Below are 1,728 nucleotides of genomic sequence, written 5' to 3'. Positions count from 1 at the left end.
GATCTGTTCATAGACCATCTCCGGCAGAACAAGGTAAAAGTGATCTCGGTGACTGAGGGAATCGATAGTTCAAACGAAAATGATGACCTGCTCATAGGCTTCAAGCAGATATTCAATGACTTTTATGCAAAGGATATCAGCCGCAAGGTCAAGGCGGGAATAAGACAGAAACAAAAGAGTTCAGGTGTTATCGAAAGCCTTCCGATCGGTTATGTGGCAGACAGGATCAATAAGAGGATACTTGTTGATCCTGAAGCAGCTGCAATAGTTCGGGATGTGTTTGATATGTTCCTCGAGGGATACGGATTGACAACGATAGCAAGAGAAATGAACAGGAGGGGAGTCAAATCGCCCGAATACTATCAGCGCAGGAGACTTGCAGATTGGAAACCGGATTTCAGCAAAAGATACCTTTGGGTACAGACAGCGGTAAAACGCATACTTACAAATGAAATTTACATAGGAACAATGGTGAATCATAAAAGCGTGACTTCTAAGATATATAAAACGAAGTCGTTTATTGACAAAAACGAGCAGTTCAGGCATGAAAACTTCTGTGAAGCGATAATAGATAAAGAAACCTGGGATCAGGCGCAGTTCTTGCTTGGGCAGCGCTCGGTGATCCATCCACGAAGCAGCAACGGCAATAAGCTGCATAGATATGCTGGAATACTTAAGTGTGCAGAATGCGGTGCGAATCTTACCGCCAGAACAAGACATTGGAACGGCTCGACTTATGTACAATACACTTGCAATACCTCTCACAGGTATGGTAAGGAGTACTGTACACCTCATACCATAAGGGAGGATATGCTTGATGCTCTCCTAAAGGATGAGATGAAATCGTGGTATAAGCATATTTTAAGCGAGAGTAAGAAGTATGAGCATATCGTCAAAGAATGGCAGAGAAAAAAGCCTGCATACGATAAGAAGATACAAGAAAACGAGCAAAAGATAGAGAAAATGAACGAGGATATTGAGAATCTGATAATGGAGAGACTTAACGACCTCGGCAGGAAAGAGCTCTATGACAAAATGATCAACAAGAAACAAAAAGAGGTCAAGGAGCTAAACAGGAAAAACAAGGAGCTCAAGCAATATAACCTAGTCTGCAAAAAGAGACAGGAGGAACTTGATAACTTCGCTGAGTTCCTGAAAGAGGTACTTGCCCAGGATACCATATCTGACATAAGCATGAGAATGGTTGTGAACAAGATAGTAGTACATCAGAATGAAGATAAGACACTGGATATAAAGTTCGAGATGAATGGAAAGCTCGGAGACAACAAAGAGATTGAAATACCTGAGTAAAAACCAAAAAACAGGCGTGAAATTCACGCCTGTTTTTGTGCTTTCAGAAGATATGAAACTACCTTGTATGCTGGCAGCAACACAAGGTAGGCTAGCGACACGATAGTGACAACAGCGTAGATACGCCGTTTCAGGCGCTGGTTTTGGCAGACGCGCTACCATAGGTGGCGCTCCGACAATCTGCTGTGACAGTGACACCGGTCACTGAGCAAAAAAAGAAAAGCTCGTAAATACGAGCTTTTCGTGGTGCAGATGGTGGGACTTGAACCCACACGTCCTTTCGAACACTAGCACCTGAAGCTAGCGCGTCTGCCAATTCCGCCACACCTGCAAATATAAAAATATGAAACTTGACTTGCTTGAAATCCGCCGGTGGTGATAAATACACTGTCGTAGCGCTACCCGAAGCTAGCGCGT

At 43.5% G+C, this 1,728-nt stretch carries 1 protein-coding gene and 1 tRNA gene; one reads left to right on the top strand and one right to left on the bottom strand.

The features are described 5' to 3' along the window. Nucleotides 1–1,311 (top strand): recombinase family protein (locus tag T494_RS0104465; protein ID WP_028505266.1); only part of this gene is annotated, 1,311 nt, incomplete at its 5' end. 244 nt (nt 1,312–1,555) lie between these two features. On the opposite strand, the gene T494_RS0104460 is transcribed toward T494_RS0104465, so the two are convergent. Further along, nucleotides 1,556–1,642, bottom strand: a tRNA-Leu gene (locus T494_RS0104460). Nucleotides 1,643–1,728: the final 86 nt, after the last annotated feature.

The sequence above is a fragment of the Ruminococcus sp. FC2018 genome (assembly GCF_000621805.1).
Lineage (GTDB): Bacteria > Bacillota > Clostridia > Oscillospirales > Ruminococcaceae > Hominimerdicola.
This window is presented reverse-complemented; position numbering and strand designations above follow the sequence as displayed.